Origin of the sequence: Paenibacillus ottowii (genome assembly GCF_050516475.1) — a bacterium.
GTDB classification, from domain to species: Bacteria; Bacillota; Bacilli; order Paenibacillales; family Paenibacillaceae; genus Paenibacillus; species Paenibacillus ottowii.
In genome coordinates this window covers 34,922-56,443 of record NZ_CP191577.1, presented here as the reverse complement: position 1 = coordinate 56,443, position 21,522 = coordinate 34,922, and the positions used below count along the sequence as shown (strand labels likewise).

Sequence of the window (21,522 nt, the reverse complement as noted above, 5' to 3'; positions counted from 1 at the left end):
CAAATATTATCTTTAGGAAAGTGGGAGGAACAAATTATGCAAACAACTTTTAGAATCACGGATGAAGACGGTATTCATGCACGTCCTGCAACTGCGCTGGTAAATACAGCTAACAAATTCAGCGGTGCTGAATCTTTCGCCGAAGCTAACGGTAAAAAAGTAACTTTGAAATCCATTCTGGGTGTATTGTCTCTGGGTCTGGAACAAGGTGATACTATTAACATTATCTGTGAAGGCGCTGAAGCTGCTGAAGCATTGAAAGCTCTTGAAAATGTAATCGTTAACGAAGGGCTGGGCGAAGTTCATGCTTAAAATTTCCGGGATTGCCGCTTCGGCAGGCATAGCCATTGCCCGGGCGTTTATCTTGGAGCATCCGAATTACGCTGTAGAGAGACGCGCGGTTGGTGATGTTGAAGCTGAAATCGCAAGATTGGACGCGGCTTTGGCAGAATCTCAAACCGAATTGGAATCGATTAAGGAGAAAACACTTCGGGAGCTGGGTGAGAAGAAGGCAGAAATTTTTGCATCTCACCTGCTGATCCTGAACGATCCTGAATTGATCGATCCGGTTAAAGCTAAAATCAGAGACGAGCAGCTCAATGCTGACTATGCTTTGGATGAAGTAGCTACACAGTTTATTTCCATGTTTGAAAATATGAAAAGTGCGTATTTGCAAGAACGCGCATCGGACATGCGTGATGTAACCAAACGGGTGCTCAATCATCTGCTTGGTGTTCATTTTGTCAGCCCTGCAGAAATTGCCGAAGAAACGATTGTACTTGCAGAAGATTTGACACCTTCCGACACAGCTCAGCTGAACCGTGAATTTGTTAAAGGCTTTGCAACAAACATCGGCGGACGCACTTCGCACTCGGCTATTATGGCTCGTTCATTAGAAATTCCTGCTGTTGTAGGAACAAAAAATATATTGTCTCAAGCGAAAAGCGGGGATTTGATTATCGTCGATGGTCTGGATGGTCATGTATTCGTGAATCCTACCGAAGAAATTGTTGCGGAATACCGTGCTAAACAGGTGGCTTATGACAAGCAACGCGAAGAGTGGCGCAAGCTGCGTGGCGAAGCTACGGTTTCCGTCGATGGTGTTCATGTCGAACTGGCAGCCAATATCGGTACGCCTAACGATGTAGCTGGTGTTCTGGACAACGGTGGAGAAGGCGTCGGCTTGTACCGTACGGAGTTCTTGTACATGGGACGCGACAAGCTCCCATCCGAAGAAGTACAGTACACTGCTTACAAAACCGTTCTGGAAAAAATGGAAGGTAAGCCAGTTGTAGTCCGTACTTTGGACATCGGTGGCGACAAAGAACTTCCTTATCTGGATCTGCCAAAAGAAATGAATCCATTCCTCGGATTCCGTGCGATTCGTCTGTGTCTGGATCGCCAGGATATTTTCCGCACTCAATTGCGTGCTTTATTGCGTGCAAGCGTGCATGGTAACCTGCGCATTATGTTCCCAATGATTGCTACGCTGAACGAATTCCGTGAAGCGAAAGCTGTTTTGTTGGAAGAAAAAGAAAAGTTGGTAGCCGAGGGTGTAGCCGTATCTGAAGAAATTCAGTTGGGCATCATGGTTGAAATTCCTTCTACTGCAGTATTGGCTGACCAATTCGCAAAAGAAGTGGATTTCTTCAGTATCGGTACTAACGATCTGATTCAATACACGATGGCAGCGGATCGTATGAACGAACGGGTATCTTACCTGTATCAACCATACAATCCATCCATTCTGCGTCTGGTGAAAATGGTTATTGATGCCGCTCACCGTGAAGGACGTTGGGTTGGCATGTGCGGTGAAATGGCAGGAGACGCAACAGCAATTCCGTTGCTGCTGGGTCTGGGACTTGATGAGTTCAGCATGAGCGCTACTTCCATTCTGCCAGCACGTAGCCAAATTTCAAAATTGTCCCGTGCGGACATGGAGAAATTGGCTGCAAAAGCTCTGGATATGCAAACAGCTGAGCAAGTTGTTGAATTGGTTCAAAGCATCGAAGCATAAGGAAGGGTATCACATTTTCAAAGGTTATATCTTTTTCCAACAAAAATTGCTGTATACATACAGCAGCCGGTATCTAAACAGATACCGGCTTTTTTGTATGCTTTGGGCTACTAGGTTGAAATTGATTTTTAACTACATGCGCAATTCAACACAGGTTTACGTGCCGCAGTGGTTTCATCCAGGCGCGTGACGGGAGTGGTATAGGGTGCATTGAGCACCAGCTCAGGATCCTCCTCGGCTTCGCGCGCAATTTGAATCATAGTGTCGACAAAAGCATCCAGCGTCTCTTTGCTTTCTGTTTCCGTCGGCTCGATCATGATGCATTCCTCTACATTTAGCGGAAAATAAATGGTAGGTGGATGATAACCGAAATCAAGCAATCGTTTGGCTACATCCAGCGTGCGCACTCCAAATTTCTTCAAGCCTCGCCCTGACATGACAAATTCGTGTTTGCAATGCCCAGGGTAAGGCAGGTCAAAATGCGGAGCCAACCGATGCATCATGTAGTTGGCATTGAGTACAGCGCATTCGGATACTCGCTTCAAGCCATCAGGACCGTAGCTGCGAATATAGGCATAGGCGCGGACGAGAATGCCAAAGTTGCCGTAAAAGGCTTTAACCCGTCCAATAGAATCTCCGTGCTCCCGATCCCAGCGGTACATACCCTGCGAATCACGTACGACAAGCGGCTTGGGCAAATAGGGAATCAGTCGCTGCTTTACGCCGACAGGTCCCGCGCCAGGGCCGCCTCCGCCGTGAGGGGTGCTCATCGTTTTGTGCAGATTGAGATGCACCACATCGAAGCCCATATCCCCGGGGCGGGTAATCCCCATGATGGCGTTGGAATTTGCCCCGTCATAGTAAAGCAGACCACCTGCGTCATGCACGATCGCGGCAATGTCAGTAATATGCTTCTCGAACAGACCCAGCGTGTTTGGATTGGTCAGCATGAGCGCAGCGGTGTCGTTGCCTACGGCTTGACGCAGCGCATCCAGATCCACCAGCCCCTCTGGGGTGGAGGGTAGGGTGACTGTTTCGAAGCCCGCGACACTTGCACTGGCGGGGTTCGTTCCATGCGAGGAATCCGGCACGAGCACCTTGGTACGTCGCTCACCACGTGCTTCGTGGTACGAGCGGATCATCATCAGCCCGGTCCATTCGCCATGGGCGCCAGCAGCGGGCTGAAGCGTGACGGCATCCATGCCGGTCAACGCAGCCAGATCGTTTTGGAGCGTATGCAGCAGCTCCATAGCACCCTGGACGCTACCCTCCGGCTGATAGGGATGGATTTTAGCAAAGCCTGCGTAACGGGCGACATCCTCGTTCACCTTCGGGTTGTATTTCATCGTACAGGAGCCGAGCGGATAAAATCCGTTGTCGACGCCAAAATTGCGCTGGGACAGAGCGGTATAGTGGCGAATAACATCTACTTCGTATACCTCCGGTAACGCCGCAGGCTCGCTGCGCAGCGCATAATCTGGCAAAAGCTCTGCTACCGGGCGACGAGGGACATCGCACTCAGGAAGGGAATAGGCGATGCGACCCGGACGGCTCAATTCAAAAATGAGCGCCTGATCATGTTCCTGCAACAGCTCTTGTTTCTGATCCTGTCCGGCGTGTGTCATAGCAATCCCTCCAAGGTGTGTACAAATTGGTCGATCTCTTCTTTGGTTCTTTGCTCGGTTACGGCAATCAGCATATGTCCAGCAAGCTCCGGATAGTCCCGGCCCAAATCATAGCCTGCAATAAATCCGGCAGCTAACAGATTGTCCTGAAGTTTACTTATATCCATACCTTCAGGCAGTTTAAGGGCAAACTCATTAAAAGTCGGTGCATGAAACGAGGCAGTTATGCCTTTCAAGCTCAGCAATTGCTCTAATGCATAGCGACTCTTATGCACATTCAGCTCGGCTACTTCCTGGATACCCTGTCTTCCCATGACGGACAAGTACACTGATGCCGTTAAAGCAAGCAACGCTTGATTGGAGCAAATGTTAGAGGTAGCCTTTTCGCGGCGGATATGCTGTTCTCTCGCTTGCAAGGTCAGTACGAAACCGCGTTTGCCGTTACGGTCTGTGGTTTGGCCTACAATCCGTCCAGGGATACGGCGCATATGCGCCTGTGAAACGGCAAAGTAACCGCAGGTCGGACCGCCGAGGGAGGACGAGATCCCAAGCGGCTGCGCGTCGCCTACCACAATATCTGCGCCTTGCTTGCCAGGCGCCTCCAATAAGCCAAGCGCCAGTGGGTTGGCACTGACAACCATAAGCCCTTGCTGCGCATGGATGAGGTCAGCCATCGGCTTCAAATTTTCGACGGCTCCGAAAAAGTTGGGACTCTGAACCAAAACAGCCGCCGTCTGTTCCGATACAGCTGCGGCTAACGCATCGACATCCGTTACGCCGTCTGAACAGCCAATCTCCACGATGTCCAAATCCAATCCGCGTGCATAGGTTGCCAATACCTGACGTGCCTCTGGATGGACAGACCTTGATACGATGAGCTGTTTACGGCGCGTGGCTGCGGTAGCCAATGAGCCTGCTTCCGCCAGAGCTGTCGCCCCATCGTACATACTGGCATTCGCTACAGCCATACCTGTCAATTCGCAAATATACGACTGGAACTCGAAGATGGCTTGCAGCTCGCCCTGGCTTACTTCCGGCTGATAAGGGGTATAGGCGGTGTAAAATTCGGATCGTGAGGTGATGTGTTGGATAACGGACGGAATATGATGATCATAAATGCCTGCACCAAGAAAGCTGGCATGTGTATCAGTATTGGCATTGTGTCCGGCCAGTCTGGCCATGTGGCGGGTTAAGGCTCTTTCGTCGAGCCGAGAGGAAAGAGGGAGTTCCCCTTGGTATCGAATAGCCTCTGGAATGTCACTAAATAGCTCGTCAATGGATGATACGCCCACCACATGCAGCATTTCGGTTTGGTCTTGTTCGGTCATGGGGAGATAGCGATGCTGCTTCATAGGTTCTGGCTCCTTTCAAAAAGCAAAATTTAGATAATAAATTAGCTAATATATAACCGGGATTGGAAAATCCAGAATTTCACACACGATATGATCGCTTTTTCAGGAATGAAGAGAGTTTAAGATCAGCGTGGTCGTTTATAAAAGGGGGCTGCGACCACCTCCGCACGCAGACGCTTACCACGAATTTCGACCTCCAGCGGTGTAGCTAGGGTGCTAAAACGACTGTCCACCAGGGCCAGCCCTAGATTGCGCTTCAAGGTGGGCGACTGGGTGCCCGTGGTGACCTCACCGATGTGTTGGCCTTCAGCAAATACCGGATAATGAGCGCGCGGGATGCCGCGGTCCATCATTTCCAGCCCAATCAACTTGCGAGGAATTCCTTGTTCTTTCTGGCGTTGTAGTGCTTCCCTGCCGATAAAATCTCCTTTACTCAGCTTGACGAAGAAACCTAAACCAGCCTCAAGCGGTGAAATGGTGGCAGATAACTCCTGTCCGTACAGCGGCAGCCGCGCCTCGAAGCGCAGCGTATCGCGAGCACCAAGTCCAGCAGGAATCAGCCCATACGACTCACCGCAACGAAGCAAACCATCCCAGACGGCAGGTGCTTCCTCAGCAGGTATATAAAATTCAAAGCCGTCTTCCCCGGTATATCCGGTTCGCGAGACAAGCGCTTTTGCTCCAAACAATTGCACGTTCTCCTGGAATCGGAAAGATGCCAGATTCGTTATATCTGTATCTGTTACGGCAGCGGCAATGCGTGCTGCTTCTGGTCCTTGCAATGCCAGCAATGCTATTGCGTCAGACACATTCTCCAGATGAACCGATGCAGGTACGTGACGAATGAGCCAATCCCAATCTTTGTCGATGTTGGAAGCATTCACAACGAGCATGTAGCGCTCTGGTCCTTTGCAATATACAAGTAAGTCATCCACTACGCCTCCGTCGGGGTAACACAGGAGTGAATATTGTGCCTGGCCCGGTTCCAACTGGCTGACATCATTTGTGGTTACTCGCTGCAAAAAAGCCTCGGCTTCTTTGCCCTCAACCAAAAACTCGCCCATATGCGAGACATCGAATAAACCCGCGCGTTGGCGGACGGCCTCATGTTCTTTTTGAATGCCGCTAAACTGAACGGGGAGCTCCCACCCGCCAAAGTCAATACAACGAACTCCGGGTTGCGTCCCGTAGGACGAATATAGTGGTGTTCTTCGCAAATTAGACATTTTTCCACTCCTATCCAGTGTAATCGGCCAAAACAAAAAAGACAGGCTGAAAGAAACGTATAGACGGCGGTCCATACTCTTTTTTCAGCTCTGTCCTTGATACCAGAAAGTTACCCCGGTATGTACCAGGTTTCCCCTTGGGTGATCCGCTCTAATCGCGAATGCTCTCCAGAGATGCGTCCGGCAAAGGTCCTTTTGCCTGAGAGATTCACCTGCAATGCAAGTTTACTCCTTCGGCGCTACCTTTTGGATCAATGGTATGCTACCCGGTTTTGCAGGTAACAACTTGATCCGATTCGCGTGCATAACTGTCTCACAAACGACAACAGCTATGAGAATCCTTTTGGCAGTCTCTCCCTCCGCGTTCATCCGCGTTTGCAGTTGTCGATGTATTTCCAAAAGCATTTGCTATAACCCATTAATACGCAAATTCATTCAAAATGTCAATAAAAATGTCATATGAAACAATATGAAAAACATTTAATGTATAAATAAGGATATGTAAGCGTTTGTTACAAGTTATTATTTTTGATAGACTATGCTATATAGGTTGGTATGAAGTATTTTTGTTAGTATTATTGACATGGATGTTCTTGTTGTCATAATCTTAACCTGTCTAATACAAGTGATCAAAAGCATTTTATTCATGTGGAAATGAGGCGAAGCAGGATGAGTGAAGTGAAACAGGAACTCTGGTATACAGACGAACATGAGTGGGTTCAGCGCACAGCGGATGGAACGTTGCGAATCGGCATTACAGACTTTGCACAGCATCAGCTGGGTGATATTGTTTTTGTGGAATTACCTGAGGTGGGAACAACGATTGAACAGGGGGCGGAGATCGGCACAATTGAATCGGTGAAGACAGTCTCCGATCTTTTTGCTCCGGTGGCGGGAACCGTTATGAAAGTGAATGAAGCTCTGGAAAGCACACCTGAGCTGGTGAATGAATCTCCCTATGAAAAGGGTTGGATGATCGAAGTAGAGATGAGCAATGATGTCGAGGAAGCTGTGGGCAAACTGCTGTCTGCGGAGCAGTACGAACAGTTGATTTCGGATCAGCAATAATAAGTAATACAGCATGAATTACTACCTTTTATTTTGATTTTTTGTATGGATCTTGAATTAAATAAGAGCATCGTGAGTCCGCTCGGTTTTTGTATAAAATAGTCGCTATGACCTGACATAGCGGCTATTTTTTTGTTGTTTTTAGAAGGCGTAATTACGTCATTTCCTCAGATTTAGAAGGGTGTCCCACTAAAAAATATGCAGATTTACAACGATGTTTCTTCGACTAATTTCTATTGTTATCGGCCATATTAAGAAGAATTATGCAGGTATAATGCCTTGGCGTTACTTTAAATTTAAATGTTGTCATCAACGTTCATGACGAAAGTACGTTTTCATTTCGTTGATGAAGATAGCGCTGTCATTTAGTATGAATTTTAAGAAAAGGTAGTGATGCTATTTACTCACAAGGAGGATATGAATATGAGCACAGTGGACACAAAGTCCAGTTCAAGCGGTGGCGCTCGTGTTGCCGTACAACGTTTTGGCCGTTTTCTCAGCGGTATGGTTATGCCCAATATGGGGGCCTTTATCGCGTGGGGATTAATTACAGCACTTTTTATTCCGACCGGGTGGTTCCCGAACGAGGGTTTTGCACAACTGGTTGATCCGATGAAAAATTATTTGCTGCCGCTGCTGATTGGTTATACAGGAGGCACAATGATTCACGGACAGCGTGGAGGTGTGATCGGTGCCATTATGACGATGGGTGTCATTGTGGGGGCCGATATCCCGATGTTCCTAGGCGCGATGGTAGCTGGTCCGCTGGCTGCATGGATATTGAAGAAGTTCGATAAGGCCATTGAAGGCAAAGTCAAATCAGGTTTTGAAATGCTGGTCAATAATTTCTCGGCTGGGATTATCGGTGCCATTCTAGCACTACTCGCTCATGTGGGCATCGGCCCAGTCGTACAAACCATCAGCCAAGTGCTGTCGGCAGGGGTACAGTTTCTCGTAAATGCAGGGCTTTTGCCGCTTGTCAACCTCATTATTGAGCCCGGAAAAGTATTATTTCTCAACAACGCATTGAATCACGGAGTATTGAGTCCAATTGCGCTGGAGGAAGCTTCAAGAACCGGAAAATCCGTTTTGTTCATGCTTGAATCCAATCCTGGGCCAGGCCTCGGTATTTTGTTGGCCTATTGCCTGTTCGGTAAAGGCTCTGCGAAGTCGTCTGCTCCTGGTGCAGTCATCATTCATTTTTTCGGCGGGATTCATGAAATTTATTTCCCTTACATTTTGATGAAGCCGATTCTGATTCTTGCTGCTATAGCTGGGGGCGTTGTGGGAACCTTCTGTTTTATGTTGACAGGTGCCGGACTGGTTGCTGCTCCTTCACCAGGTAGTATCATCGCTTATTTCCTGATGACACCAAAAGGTGGATATTTGCCGATGCTGAGCGGTGTGGTCGCTGCTGCGGTCGTATCCTTTGCTGTAGCCGCAGTATTGCTCAAGACAGGTAAGCAGAAGGAAGAGGGGCTGGAGGAAGCTGCATCCCGCCTGAAAGATATGAAAAATCAAAGCAAAGGTGCAAGTGCTAGCGCCACTGTAGCGGAAAGTAACCAAGCATCTGGTCGTACTGCCGAGGGTGCTACAGATCGGCTGCTCAAGGATAAATCCGAAGTGAACAAAATTGTCTTTTCCTGTGATGCAGGCATGGGTTCAAGTGCCATGGGAGCCTCCATTTTACGCAAGAAAATGAAACAGGCGGGCGTGGACGTTACGGTAACAAATACGGCAATCAGTGAAATTCCACAGGATGCGGATATTGTCATTACGCAAAAAACGTTGACAGACCGGGCTAAAACGATAGCCCCGAATGCTGAGCACATTTCCATTGACAATTTTCTGAAAAGCCCTGAATACGAAGCGCTGGTTGACCGTCTGAAATCCGGCTCCTAATCCCTATAAAGTCAGCCGTCTGTGTACAGTTTGTATTTCCTGCTGAAAGGGAATAGAGCTTGGGAAGGAACGGTATGCGCTTATGAATATTACGAAACGACAATCTGACATTGTGGAGTATCTTTTGGAGCAGCCCCAAGAGGTTACGGCTGGGGAAATTGCCGAGAAGATCAATGTCAGCACAAGGACGGTCCATCGGGAACTTGGCGCAGTCGAGTGTTGGTTGGCGGCTCATGAGGTAAAGCTGGAGAAAAAATCAGGGATCGGTATCTATGTGGATGCCGACCCAACTCAGCTTGCAAGTCTACGAGAGCAGTTGCTGCATACGAAGTCAGACGATTACTCGGCTGAGGAGAGAAAGATTGTAGTTCTGTGCATGCTGCTGGATACACAGGAGCCGATCAAGCTGCTGGCGCTGGCATCGGATTTGAAAGTCACAGTAACTACGGTCAGTCATGATCTGGACGAATTACAAAGCTGGATCGAAGATCGAGGGCTCGTGCTTGTGCGCAGACGGGGATACGGTGTCGAGATTACAGGACGGGAGATAGACAAAAGACGGGCGATTTCTGAGCTGGCTCTCGAATATTTGGATGAATCGGATCTGTTTTCCGGTCGTGAGGAGCTTCGTCCGGTGACACGTGTCACTGAAAAATTGCTGGAGATGATTGGCAGGGGGAACTTGCTAACCGTGGAGAACGCCCTCTGGCAGCCTCATGATCAATGGCTGAAAAACATGGTGGAAAGCAAATATATGGAATTGCTGATTCAAATTTGCGTGTCACTGGCACGTCTGCGACTCGGGTACGTTGTAGATCATCGTCCCTCCCTCCCGTATCCGAAGACAGATTCGGAGGAGAATATCATGCTGCGCACAGCTATGGTAGAACGCATATGCGCAGAGTTGTCGGCGGCGATGGATATTGATTTTCCAGACTCAGAACGAAGTTATCTCAGGTTGCTGTTCCGTGATGCTGAGGATCATTCCACACGGTTGCTGCCACTGGATGATCTTGTACTGCTGGAGTTGGTTCATGAGTTGATTCGTCGTGTGGAGGCAGAGACAGGCACACCACTGGCAGAGGACCGCGTTTTGCGTGAAGGGCTGATTGCCCATATGGCTCCGGTACTCAAACGTTTGAGGGAGGGGAAGTCCATCCGCAACCCTCTCCTTCAGCAAATCCGCAAGGATTACGGCAGCTTGTTCGACTCGGTCAAAAAGGCTGCGGCGGATATGACAGAAATGGAAGTACCGGATGAAGAGATCGGATTTCTGGTCATGCATTTTGGCGCTTCGTTGGAGCGGCTGCGACAATTGCAGCGGGAGGTTCGAGCCATCGTAGTCTGCACGAGCGGAATTGGCTCCTCCAGACTTCTGGCGACAAGACTGGCCAAGGAGTTGCCACAGATCAAAATCGTGGATAGAGCCTCATGGTACGAGGCGACGCGGATTCCGAAGGAGGATTATGATCTGATCATTTCGACAGTGGAGCTGCCGCTTGAACCGGATCGTTATCTCAAAATCAGTCCGCTGCTGACGCAAGAGGAGAGTGACCGTCTGCGTCATTTTATCCAGCATATTACACTCAATCAACTTAATGACCATCCTCAGGAACAGGCTGTTCAGCCCGGCCAGGGCATGGAGTGGCTTACCGGTCTACGGAAAAGCCTTGAGGAGATTGTACACATTGTACAGCAATTTCAAGTATACCAGCTGGAAAATAAAGGGATGGATATGTCGGCTACTATAGAGGCTATTTGCATGTTGGAGGCAGTGCGGGGAAATGTCACAGAGCCTTCTGTTGTTGCTGAACAACTTATAGAAAGAGAGCGTCAAGGGAGTCAGGTGATTTCTGATACCTCCGTTGCTTTGATTCATACGCGCAGTCCCTATGTTCGCCAGCCTTCGCTGACTTTGTATAGGCTGGCTGAGCCGCTGCTGGTGGATGTAGATGAGCAGGTAGAATGCGTTCTGCTGATGTTGGGACCTCGTGAGTTGCCGAAGGAAAGCTTGGAGGTATTGAGCGAGATTAGTGCATTACTGTTGCAGGAAGACATGATTACGCTACTGGAACATGGTAGCAGGGATCAGATTGCCAATTATATATCGAGTGAGCTGGCTGAATTTTTCCACAGTAAATTAGGGACAGGGAGGAATCTAACGTGAGTATTATGACGATAGACAAAATAAAAATGAACGCAACCGCCAAAGACAAATATGAGGCGATTCGTATGGCAGGGCAAATCCTGCTGGATGCAGGACATATTACAAGTGAGTACATTGACAAGATGCTTGAACGCGAGGAGATTGTATCCACCTATATCGGGAATGGGCTGGCGATTCCACATGGTACCAAGGAGTCCAAGACGCTTGTTCAGTCTACAGGCATCTCCATCGTTCAGTTCCCGCAAGGCGTAGATTTCGGGGAAGAAAAAGCTTACATGGTGATCGGCATTGCAGCCCAAGGTGGCGATCATATGGAGATTTTGACTAGTATCGCTGTAGTATGTGCGGAGGAAGAGAATATGGACAAACTTCGCAACGCGGTGACTGCGCAGGAAATTATTGATCTGTTTGAAAGTGAGCTGGAGCTATGAGAGCCGTCCACTTTGGAGCAGGAAATATCGGTCGTGGCTTTATTGGGCTGATTTTGTCGCGCGCAGGCTATGAGGTTGTCTTTTCAGATGTCAACGAAACTCTTGTATCTGAGTTACGCCGCCGCAAGCAATATACGGTAGAGTTGGCGAATGATTCGAAGGATACGGAGACGGTGACGAATGTAACTGCGATTGATGGCAGAGATGCATCCGCTGTAGCGGATGCGGTAAACCATGCCGATCTGGTAACGACCGCGGTAGGTGTCAGCATCCTCAGGCATATTGCCGCAGGTATTGCCGAGGGGATAGCAAGGCGGGTAGCGCGAGGGGCGGGCCCGCTGCATGTCATCGCCTGTGAAAATGCAATCGGAGGCAGCGCCCAACTGAAAGAGCATGTTTTTGCGCTACTGGATGAGGCGACTCGTGCCAAGGCAGAGGAATCGGTATATTTCCCCAATGCTGCGGTAGACCGGATTGTGCCAATCCAGCATCATGAGGATCCCTTGCATGTGCAGGTAGAGCCTTTTTACGAGTGGGTTGTGGATCGCTCGCAAATGGCTCCTGACCATGAGGAAATCGAAGGCATTCTTTACGTGCAGGATCTGGAGCCTTATATTGAACGCAAGCTGTTCACGGTGAATACGGGACATTGCGTAGCGGCCTATATTGGTTATATCGCAGGTTATGCCACGATCCAGGAAGCCATGAAGGATAAAAAGGTGGTGGATTCGATCCAAGGGGCGCTGGAGGAAACAGGGGCGGTGCTTGTGAGGCGTTTCGGTTTGAATCAAGGGGAGCATAAGAAGTACATCGCCAAGATTTTGGATCGCTTCCGCAATCCTAATCTGACAGACGAGGTTACCCGGGTCGGACGATCACCGCTTCGCAAGCTGTCTCCCAATGACCGTCTTGTACGTCCCGCGCTGCAAGCGCAGGAGTACGGCATTCCAACTGATCATCTGGCATTAGGAATGGCTGCTGCCTGTAAATTTGATATTACGGAAGACCCTGAAGCAGTTGAGCTTCAGCAGGTGATTCGCAGCCATGGGGTGAGTGTGGCGCTGACACGATATACATCCATACCTGCAGATGACCCGTTACATCGGCAGGTTTTAGAAAAATATGATATTATAAATTCATAAAACAACGTAATAACAAGCATTTATTTCGATCATCCTCTTGAAGACAAAACTTCTACATGCACACTAAAGTGTTCTGTAAAGTTGAGCTTCAGGAGGATTTTTTGGCCGTGCTGCGAGATAAGGTGCTTCTAGCTTTACGCAGATTGGCTCCAGCCAGCTCGAAGGCAAGGACAAAGGGAATCTTCGGTCAGCTGAGCAGTTATTTTTTGGACAGCTTACGCGGGATAAAGGAAATTGTGCAATAATGAAGCGATTATTTTAAAATCGTTAAAAGAACAGCAGCAAGATAAAACGATTATTCTTGTTTCGCATCGAAGCTCTACTATGCGAATAGCTGACCAAATTTTTCAAATGGATCACCGTCGACTCTCCTGAGAACTTTGCATGTTTTAGCATACTTTTTTCTGCCTATTTTTTAAGTGATAAAAGCAAGGAAATAAATGTGATGTTTTAAAGGCGAAAGCTGTAGCCTGTTCATCGTTTTGTCATAAAATGGAGTGTGCGCACTGAAATGAAAGCGTCATCCTTATTTAAATCATCCAGCTTTTCAAGCTTGTCTTATTTTGATAGCCTATGAGGTGAGGGATTTTGCAAATCCTGAGGTATAATGACAAGTCATAAACATCATAAATGATGGATGAACAGAGGCTATAGCCGATGTATAAAAATGGGTGGTGAACAGGAATGTCTGATTTCAATCAGCTCAAGGGGCTTGAGCACACAGCATATCCCATATATGAAGGCAATGATTTGGGTCTTACTTATACGCCTGCAGGCAGCAAATTTAAGGTATGGGCACCGACTGCACAGCAGGTTCATATAGCTTTGTATAACGACGCGGGGGTCTACGATCAGGAAGGAATCGTTCAGGAGCACGGCGGGGGTCAGGAATTTCCCATGAGTCGTGATGGTCAAGGTGTCTGGTCTATAGAACTGGAAGGCGACTGGAACAGATATTATTACATGTACAGGCTGGAGTGGGCAGACCACACTGTTCATTATGCGGCCGACCCATATGCCACAGCGGTATCAGCCAACGGGCAGCGTACGGCTATCATTGGTTTGGATCAAACCAACCCGGATGGATGGGAAAGGGATAAGGGACCTGTACTTGAGCGTGCGACAGACGCCATTATCTATGAGCTTCATGTGCGTGATTTTTCGATGGACCCTCATTTTAATACGGGTATAAAAGGTTTATCTGCTACTCAAGGGCGGTTTGCAGCCTTTACGTATACGGGCTTAACGGATTCCGAGGGTAACCGTATCGGACTGAACCACTTGCTGGAGCTGGGCATTACACATGTTCATTTGCTTCCAGTGGCTGATTTTCATACGGTGAATGACTTTGTGGAATTAGGAACGGAATATAACTGGGGCTATGATCCACAGCATTATAATGTGCCGGAGGGGTCTTACTCTTCCAATCCAGCTGACCCGGAGACGCGTATACGCGAGCTGAAACAGCTGGTACAGTCTCTGCATACGGCCGGTATCGGTGTCATTATGGACGTCGTGTACAATCATACGTATTCGGTGGAAAAGGGCCCATTTGAGCCTGTCGTACCTGGATATTACTACCGTACGGATGAGCAAGGGAAGCTCACCAATGGATCAGGTGTAGGTAATGAACTAGCGACCGAACGTCCGATGGTGCGCAAGTATATTAAGGATTCACTACGCTATTGGGCAGAAGAATATCACATAGACGGCTTTCGGTTTGATTTGATGGCGCTGATTGATACACCGACTGTAGAGCAGCTTACCCGAGAGCTTCGCTCTGAAATACGTCCCGATCTGCTGATCTATGGTGAGCCTTGGACGGGAGGAGAGTCCCCGCAGCCTTTGCTTACGTTAAAAGGAACGCAGCGGGACAAAGGCTTTGCCGTTTTTAACGACAATTACCGCTCTGCCATTAAGGGAGATAGCGACGGTACAGGAAGCGGATTTGCCACAGGGGCAGAAAATCAGGAGGAACGGGTACTTCAAGGTGCTTTTGGAGCTATTTATGATTTCACCGCTCAGCCATCAGAGACCGTCAATTATGTAACGGCCCACGACAATCTCAATCTGTGGGATAAAATTTTGACGGTGAGACATTTGCGGGAGAGTTGTCGTTTTCCGCAATGGGAGCAGGGGAAACCCAAAGATGGAAGGACAGCTAAGCAAGCTGTAGCCGAAGCAGATCCCTATCAGGAACTGGATGAAAGTAATCTGCTTGAAAACGAAACTGTACGCAAGTCCCTGTTGGCTAACGGCATGGTCCTGACCTCGCAAGGCATTCCTTTTATCCATGCAGGAGATGAACTGCTGCGTTCCAAATATGGAGACCATAACAGCTATCGAAGCTCTGATGCGGTGAACGCTATCCGTTGGGATAACAAGGCAAGGTTTCGCCCCGTGTTTGATTACTACCAGGGCTTAATTGCTCTACGGCGAAATCACCCGGCATTTCGTATGGATCGTCGTGAACTGGTGGAGCAGCACATGGAAGTCCTGCAAAGTAGTGGGCATGTAGTGGCTTTTGCATTGAGGCATCATGCTAACGGCGATGCCTGGAATCATATTGTGGTGATTTATAACGGCTCGGATACAGAGCAGACCATATTATTGCCTGCGGAATCGGATCGTTGGCATGTAGTCGTGGATGCACACGGGGCCGGGAATGAGACACGGTATGAAGTAGTAGGCCATCGTGTGACGGTATCCCGTTGGTCGATGATGGTGTTGTACGATCAGGAAGAGCCTGCGCGAGTCCTCTCTGTAACTGAAGAAAATCAAGCTAATCAGCAGACGGATAATGAAGCAAAAGGTTTGGATAAGCGGATAGATCTGGAAATTGCAGGTACTGCGAGGGTAGAGGCTCTCCTTGAAAAGGATGGAGGAGCTGCCCCATTTCGCACAATTGAATTGATCTACGAGCGTGCAGACAAGCAATACTCCGGCTGGAACGTGTGGGTATGGGGCACTGGGTACCGTGACGGGCATGTTGAATTTCAAGATTTAGATGATGGTCGGGCAGTAGCCCGTATTCAGGTGGCTCCTGATGTCCAGCGAATGGGCTACATTGTCCGTCTGAATCACTGGGATGCCAAGGATGTGGAAGCAGATCGATATATTGATGTAGACCTGACCCGGTCGGTGATGCAGGTGTTGATTCATAGTGGCAGAGAGGAATATTTATTACTGGTTAACGATAACCGGGCGGGATAGATTTATAGGTCTGGCTGCCATATATATACGAGAAAATAGCATTTTTCGATCAATTCGAGAGATGCTATTTTTTTTTGCAAACATGCTTCACTTTCAGAAAAAAGGGGTAAAATAGATTTATGGACTTGTTTAGTTTTGCCAGCTTGCTGGCTTATATTCTGTAGTACAACTGGTAAACAAGCAAGATTCTTGGAGAAAGACATTTGTAAGGTAACCTAAAGGAGGTTGTAATCATGAGTTCTAATGGAGGAAGTATTCAACTGACCGCCCAGCCGAGAACAGAGAAGAAGGGTTCGGCCATTCGTGGATTAAGGTTAAAAGGACGGATTCCAGCTGTGGTTTACGGCTCTGAGATTGAGGGAACTCCTGTACATGTGGATGCCAAGGAATTTAACAAAGTAGTCAAAACCGGACGTTCAGAGGTATTTAACCTCGCAGTGGAAGGCGGAGACACGATTCCGGTTATTATTAAAGATTATCAACAGCGTGACAACCAATGGTTGCATGCTGACTTTTTAAAGATTTCCAAGAACAAACCACTTCGCGTGCGTGTTTCTATTGATTATCAGGGTACACCTGTAGGTACAAAAACAGGCGGTATTCTGCAAATTCAAGAAACAGAGGTCGAAGTTGAAGGGTTGCCTTCTGACTTGCCGTCCACCATTGAAGTGGATGTATCCGCATTGGATATTGGGGACAAGCTGAGCGCAAGCGACTTGAAGCTTCCTAAAGGTGTGACGCTGCATGTCTCTGAAGAGGAGCTGCTGGCATCCGTGATCGTTCCACGTGCAGTCGAGGTAGAGAATGCTGCTGTGGAAGGTGATGCAGCGGCAACTGAAGGTGCTGGAGAGGCTTCCGAAAACAAGGAATCCTAATGTAGTCAGCAGGGGCGTGGACGTCTGCCCATTTAAGAAGTTGATCCAACCCTAAGTCAAACCGCTCCCTGTTAGGGGGTGGTTTTTTCTTGAAAGCACGACCATTCATTCAATACGCGTAATGATATGACGATATATATAGCATGGTATTTACATTTTTATTTTATAAATACCTAATATATCTCTCTAAGGAGCGCGTACACAATCATGGACAGAATGAATGAATTGTTGTGGCAAAGAAACAAATTGGTGATCATTATTTTTTGGATTATGACTTTGAGCAGCATCGTCCCGGCTGTATCTAATCCCTCGATGTGGATATCTAGCGGTGTAGGATTTGTAGTCGCGGCAGTTTTGACGATTTTGAATATACAAAAGATAGGAATCCGGCTTATTCCTTGGATTATTACATTTTATAGTGCGTTAATATGTATATTGGTGAACTTATCTAGCGTGGAGGTAGTGACTACGATCTTTATTTGTTCATTGTTGCTGCTCTACCCATCTTACCGATATTTTTTGGCAGCTATGATTATAAATCTATGTAATATATTTGTACAAATTACGATCGGTACGCCTGCAACTCTGCCAGCTACCGGTTCTTTGCGTTATGTGCATGAGTTTATTATTGTATTGCTGATTGGGTTGCTATTGCTAGTGGTATCGGTGTTAAATCAAAAGCAGTTTAAGATAACGGAAGAACAACATAAAAATATGGATGCCACAAGGCAACGTATTGAATTTCTGTTTGAACAGGTAAGACAAGCGGTAACGAGATTACATAGCTTTACAGAGCGGTTCAGGAATCAAGTAGATGCGACGGGCAATGTGACGAATGAAGTCGCTATTGGGTTTCAAGAGGTTGCCAAAGGGGTAGAAATGCAAGCTACGAATATCACTGAGGTAACCGATAACTTGGCTCAGTCTGACCGGCACGTGCGCGAGGTTGCCGATCATTCCCGAGAGCTGAAGCAGCTCTCCGAGGATACGAAGAGTGCCGGGAGCAGAGGGAGCAGTCAACTGCTTGCATTAACGTCTCAAATTAAGGATTTGGGTCAGGTGATGAGTCGTACCAAAGAAGAATTGGATGAGTTCAAAGTGCAGAGTGACAATATGTCTGCCATGCTTAAAGATATTACTCAAATCTCAAAGCAAACCAATTTGCTGTCCTTGAATGCATCCATTGAGGCCGCCAGAGCGGGAGAGCATGGAAAAGGATTTGCGATCGTGGCTGGAGAAGTGCGTAATTTGGCTGAAATGGTTGGGAACACCTCGGTAGCAATGGAAGGTATTCTGGACCAGCTGAGAATGCAGATGGATTCTGTCGTAAGCCAATTCGACATGGGACAGGAAAGACTACAGCAAAGTATGGAGTCTGCACATTCGACCGAAATTGTACTGGAGGATATCCTACAAAATGCAAGTAAAGTATTGACGCAGGCTGTGGAGGTAGAATCCAGTACGAATAGTATGCAGCAATTCTCATCTCAGGTCGTTCAAGAGATGATGGAATTTTCCAGTGTGACAGAACAAGCGAGTGCAGCGTCAGAACAAATATTGGCCGGAGTTGAGGAGCAGCGAAATATAACCTCCAATATGATGGCTGGCTTTAGTGAACTGGAGGGATTGATTATTCAGTTGAAAGAACTGGTTCATCATCAGAATGAGGACAGCAGCTCTAGCCAAATCAGTCAAAGTAAATAATCGAACCGTTTTATCATCGGGAATAGAGCTCCGGGGCTTATCGCTAACATGCGATATCCCCGGTTTTTTAATGGGCTTGAAAACGGAAATGAAGGGGGACTTCTATAAGCTATAATTAGATGGAAGTTGATGGTATAATTTGTTGCAGTTTAAACGCTTTGTAACAGGGGGGAATGACCATGATCATGGGGAAGCAAGCACCTAAATTAAAAGCTGGGGACGAGATACGTATTCTTTCACCGTCCAGAAGCTTGTCTATCGTTTCTGAGGAAAATCGTCTGATTGCACGACATAAGCTGGAGGCGCTAGGCATATCTGTTTTGATTTGGGAGGAACGCATGTGAACGCCTTGTTGGAAATGCTGATGCAGCTATTTGAGCGCGCAGCATTGTTGCTGATTTGTTTGTTTTTTATTACACGTATCCCCCGATTTAAGGAAACCTTGCAGAAGAACAGTCATTCTCCGGCGGAGCTGACGATTCTAACATTGATTTTTTGCCTGTTTGCATTGTTTGGCACCTATACCGGGATTGAAGTCGAAGGTTCGCTGGTTAACGTTCGCATCATTGCAATTATGGCGGGAGGTATTTTGTTTGGACCCTGGGTTGGGATCATTACAGGTATTGTATCGGGGATTCACCGTTATCTGATTGATATCGGGGGAATCACCTCGATTCCGTGTCTGATTACAAGTATTCTGGCGGGCGTGGTGTCAGGGTATATCGGTCGCCGGGTCAATCGTTCCAAGAGATGGCTGGTCGGTATCGCTGCAGGTATGGTCTGCGAAGCGTTGACGATGCTGCTTATTCTGATGATGGCACAACCCCATAGCCTTGGAGTGGACATCGTTTCCAAGATCGGTCTACCGATGATCATCGGAGAAGTCAGTATTGGCTTAATTGTTCTGCTGATCCAGAGTGTGGAGGGAGAAAAGGAGAATATCGCAGCCAGACAGGCCAAGCTGGCATTGGATATTGCCAACAAGACGCTGCCTTATTTTCGTTCGATTAATGCGGAATCCTTGCATACGATTTGCTCGATTATAAAAGAAGACATCAAGGCTGACGCGGTGGCGATTACGGATACCCGAGATGTGCTGGCTTATGTCGGTTTTGGCGAAGAACGCTATCATATCGGGGATGAAATCATTAGCGATGTGACTAAAGCGACGATCCGCAGCGGTAAAATCACGATCCGCAACCATATTGCTGACGATAAAACGCCTCAGATCCAGTCTCTGCTCATTATCCCGTTAGAGGAGCGGGGAGAAGTAACCGGAACGCTGAAGATTTACTACCGAAAAGCTTATAAAATCACGTATCCGCTGCAGACAATGGCGATTGGCTTGTCTCAAATCATATCCACGTTAATGGAAGTGTCACGTGTGGAGCAAATTAAGGAAGCGGCGAATAAGGCCGAGCTAAAGGCACTCCAGACTAAGATCAACCCTCATTTTCTATTCAACGCGTTAAATGCCATTGCCTCGACGACACGCACTAAGCCAGATAAAGCGCGCGAACTGATCATTAATTTGTCAGGCTATCTGCGTTATAATTTGGAGTTGAATGATGACTTGATCGAAATCCACAAGGAGCTTCAGCAGGTATCCGATTATGTAGAAATAGAAAAAGCCCGCTTCGGTAATCGGCTTCAGGTGGAGTATGTAATGGATGAGGTTTCCGTGCGTATTCCAAGCCTAATCATCCAGCCCTTGGTTGAAAATGCGATTAATCATGGAATCCTCAAAAAAAAGGGGCCAGGTACGGTAACGATTTCTGTAAAGGACCGTGGTGAAAAAGTGCGTATTTCTGTATCTGATACCGGGGTGGGTATACGGGACGAGGTGGTGGATAACCTATATCATGATCAGGTTCCGGCTAAACAGATCGGCTTGTATAATGTGCACAGAAGACTCAAGCTGATGTACGGTGAAGGAGTCATTATTCTTAAACATGATCCGGGCACCGAAGTTTATTTTGACATACCAAAGGAGAAGTCATGAAGGCCATAATTGTAGAAGACGAGCTTCCGGCGCGTGAAGAGCTGGAGTATCTGATTCAGACGCATAGCAGCATTGAGGTGACCGACAGTTTCGAGGATGGACTGGATGTGTTCCGGTTTCTGCAAGATCAGGAGACGGACGCGATCTTTCTGGACATCAACATTCCTTCGTTGGACGGGATGCTGTTGGCGCAGAACATTAGCAAATTTGTTAAAAAGCCTTATATTATTTTTACGACTGCCTATAAAGAACATGCGGCGCAGGCCTTTGAATTGGAGGCGTTTGACTACATTCTCAAACCCTATGATGAAAAACGGATCGCATCCATGTTGCGCAAGCTGGAAAATGCTTATGAACAGCGAAACACTCAAACACAGGAGTCTGTCCCGGCTGGGCAAACCCGTGTGGCTGAAACCAATACCGTTGCTGCTCCGGGACGTATTAATCTGCTGAAAAATGACAAAATTATCGTAACGGATGCGAACGATATTTACTATGCGTGTGCGCAGGAAAAGGTAACTCGTGTCTTTACAAGGCACGAAGAATATACGATGCCGATGAGCATTTCGGAATTTCATGCCCGGCTGCCGCAGCAGGATTTTTTTCGCTGTCACCGATCTTACACGGTGAATCTGTCGCAGATCCGTGAAATTGTACCTTGGTTCAATCATACGTACCTCCTGCGCTTGCGTGGACTAGAAGCTGAAATTCCGGTAAGCCGCAGTAAGGCCAAAGAATTTCGGCAAATTATGCGACTTTAAAGGCATTTCATTCCGCAATAGGTGCATTTCATTCCTC

The 21,522-nt window shown here is 47.6% G+C and carries 17 protein-coding genes and 2 riboswitches; of the genes, 14 read left to right on the top strand and 3 right to left on the bottom strand.

Features of this window, described 5'->3' with window-relative positions; translation table 11 throughout:
• The first annotated feature begins 36 nt into the window (after nucleotides 1-36).
• Entirely contained in the window at nucleotides 37-312 is a 276-nt protein-coding gene (locus ACQQ6X_RS00245; RefSeq protein WP_013372579.1) for an HPr family phosphocarrier protein, read from the top strand.
• Nucleotides 305-2,017, top strand: coding sequence for a phosphoenolpyruvate--protein phosphotransferase (gene ptsP, locus ACQQ6X_RS00240; RefSeq protein WP_063212056.1), 1,713 nt, complete (start codon nucleotides 305-307; stop codon nucleotides 2,015-2,017). The genes ACQQ6X_RS00245 and ptsP overlap by 8 nt, the downstream gene beginning before the upstream one ends.
• A gap of 128 nt (nucleotides 2,018-2,145) precedes the next feature.
• Here the strand turns inward: ptsP and gcvPB are convergent, their stop codons facing one another.
• From gcvPB to gcvT, 3 genes are all read right to left on the bottom strand, one after another.
• Nucleotides 2,146-3,642 (bottom strand): aminomethyl-transferring glycine dehydrogenase subunit GcvPB, encoded by a 1,497-nt coding sequence (gene gcvPB / locus ACQQ6X_RS00235; RefSeq protein ID WP_305167569.1) that lies wholly within the window; start codon nucleotides 3,640-3,642, stop codon nucleotides 2,146-2,148.
• Nucleotides 3,639-4,994: an aminomethyl-transferring glycine dehydrogenase subunit GcvPA gene (gene gcvPA / locus ACQQ6X_RS00230; RefSeq protein ID WP_305167568.1), complete on the bottom strand. Its 1,356-nt coding sequence runs from the start codon at nucleotides 4,992-4,994 to the stop codon at nucleotides 3,639-3,641. The genes gcvPB and gcvPA overlap by 4 nt, the downstream gene beginning before the upstream one ends.
• A gap of 125 nt (nucleotides 4,995-5,119) precedes the next feature.
• Nucleotides 5,120-6,220: a glycine cleavage system aminomethyltransferase GcvT gene (gcvT, locus tag ACQQ6X_RS00225; protein ID WP_305167567.1), complete on the bottom strand. Its 1,101-nt coding sequence runs from the start codon at nucleotides 6,218-6,220 to the stop codon at nucleotides 5,120-5,122.
• Nucleotides 6,221-6,300: 80 nt separating this feature from the next.
• A riboswitch (glycine riboswitch) is annotated at nucleotides 6,301-6,397 on the bottom strand.
• A gap of 3 nt (nucleotides 6,398-6,400) precedes the next feature.
• Nucleotides 6,401-6,498, bottom strand: a riboswitch (glycine riboswitch).
• A gap of 391 nt (nucleotides 6,499-6,889) precedes the next feature.
• Here gcvT and gcvH point away from each other — a divergent pair.
• The 12 genes from gcvH (at nucleotide 6,890) to ACQQ6X_RS00165 (ending at nucleotide 21,485) form a co-directional block, all read left to right on the top strand.
• A complete protein-coding gene (gene gcvH, locus ACQQ6X_RS00220; RefSeq protein WP_305167566.1) occupies nucleotides 6,890-7,288 on the top strand; it encodes a glycine cleavage system protein GcvH in 399 nt (132 codons plus the stop codon).
• Between the two features lie 423 nt (nucleotides 7,289-7,711).
• Nucleotides 7,712-9,190 (top strand): PTS mannitol transporter subunit IICB, encoded by a 1,479-nt coding sequence (locus ACQQ6X_RS00215; protein ID WP_305167565.1) that lies wholly within the window; start codon nucleotides 7,712-7,714, stop codon nucleotides 9,188-9,190.
• 82 nt (nucleotides 9,191-9,272) lie between these two features.
• Nucleotides 9,273-11,357: a BglG family transcription antiterminator gene (locus tag ACQQ6X_RS00210; RefSeq protein ID WP_305167563.1), complete on the top strand. Its 2,085-nt coding sequence runs from the start codon at nucleotides 9,273-9,275 to the stop codon at nucleotides 11,355-11,357.
• Nucleotides 11,354-11,788 (top strand): PTS sugar transporter subunit IIA, encoded by a 435-nt coding sequence (locus ACQQ6X_RS00205; protein ID WP_025365592.1) that lies wholly within the window; start codon nucleotides 11,354-11,356, stop codon nucleotides 11,786-11,788. Before ACQQ6X_RS00210 ends, ACQQ6X_RS00205 begins: the two co-directional genes overlap by 4 nt.
• A complete protein-coding gene (locus tag ACQQ6X_RS00200; RefSeq protein ID WP_305167562.1) occupies nucleotides 11,785-12,930 on the top strand; it encodes a mannitol-1-phosphate 5-dehydrogenase in 1,146 nt (381 codons plus the stop codon). The genes ACQQ6X_RS00205 and ACQQ6X_RS00200 overlap by 4 nt, the downstream gene beginning before the upstream one ends.
• A gap of 101 nt (nucleotides 12,931-13,031) precedes the next feature.
• Nucleotides 13,032-13,175 carry a hypothetical protein gene (locus ACQQ6X_RS00195; protein WP_305167561.1) on the top strand — a complete coding sequence of 48 codons (144 nt, stop codon included), beginning with the start codon at nucleotides 13,032-13,034 and terminating at the stop codon, nucleotides 13,173-13,175.
• 439 nt (nucleotides 13,176-13,614) lie between these two features.
• Entirely contained in the window at nucleotides 13,615-16,143 is a 2,529-nt protein-coding gene (gene pulA / locus ACQQ6X_RS00190) for a type I pullulanase (protein WP_305167560.1), read from the top strand.
• Between the two features lie 233 nt (nucleotides 16,144-16,376).
• Nucleotides 16,377-17,018 carry a 50S ribosomal protein L25 gene (locus ACQQ6X_RS00185; RefSeq protein WP_305167559.1) on the top strand — a complete coding sequence of 214 codons (642 nt, stop codon included), beginning with the start codon at nucleotides 16,377-16,379 and terminating at the stop codon, nucleotides 17,016-17,018.
• A gap of 207 nt (nucleotides 17,019-17,225) precedes the next feature.
• Nucleotides 17,226-18,722, top strand: coding sequence for a methyl-accepting chemotaxis protein (locus tag ACQQ6X_RS00180; protein WP_305167558.1), 1,497 nt, complete (start codon nucleotides 17,226-17,228; stop codon nucleotides 18,720-18,722).
• Nucleotides 18,723-18,901: 179 nt separating this feature from the next.
• On the top strand, nucleotides 18,902-19,066 hold the full coding sequence (locus ACQQ6X_RS00175; RefSeq protein ID WP_305167557.1) for a hypothetical protein: 165 nt from the start codon (nucleotides 18,902-18,904) through the stop codon (nucleotides 19,064-19,066).
• On the top strand, nucleotides 19,063-20,724 hold the full coding sequence (locus ACQQ6X_RS00170; protein WP_305167555.1) for a sensor histidine kinase: 1,662 nt from the start codon (nucleotides 19,063-19,065) through the stop codon (nucleotides 20,722-20,724). The genes ACQQ6X_RS00175 and ACQQ6X_RS00170 overlap by 4 nt, the downstream gene beginning before the upstream one ends.
• Entirely contained in the window at nucleotides 20,721-21,485 is a 765-nt protein-coding gene (locus ACQQ6X_RS00165; protein ID WP_305167554.1) for a LytR/AlgR family response regulator transcription factor, read from the top strand. The genes ACQQ6X_RS00170 and ACQQ6X_RS00165 overlap by 4 nt, the downstream gene beginning before the upstream one ends.
• The last annotated feature ends 37 nt before the right edge of the window (nucleotides 21,486-21,522 follow it).